General features: G+C 61.8%; 1 protein-coding gene. It reads right to left on the bottom strand.

Going from position 1 to position 283, the window contains the following annotated elements:
* Positions 1-283: cobalt-precorrin-5B (C(1))-methyltransferase (locus ACTG4B_RS15145; RefSeq protein ID WP_439156538.1), on the bottom strand; the 283-nt coding region annotated here is incomplete at both ends.

Genomic DNA, 283 nt, shown 5'->3' with positions numbered 1-283 from the left:
ATATCCAGCATCGCATGGTCGGGCAGATCATAAAACTTTTGCACGACCCGTTCCGACGTCGCCCCGGTGCAGCCTGCCACATGGCTCAGCCCGGCGGCACGCGCCACGTCGATGCCACGATGAATCGAGGCAATCCATGCCGCACAGGAAAACGGACGGACAACGCCCGTGGTGCCAAGGATCGACAAGCCGCCCTTGATCCCCAAACGGGGGTTCCATGTTTTTTGCGCCAGTTCGCGGCCACCGGGCACCGAAATCTCAATTTGCACGTCGGGGCGCTGGC

The sequence above is a fragment of the Yoonia sp. genome, assembly GCF_965660735.1.
Lineage (GTDB): Bacteria > Pseudomonadota > Alphaproteobacteria > Rhodobacterales > Rhodobacteraceae > Yoonia.
Note: the sequence above shows the minus strand (reverse complement) of the source record. Positions and strands in the feature narration are given on the sequence as shown.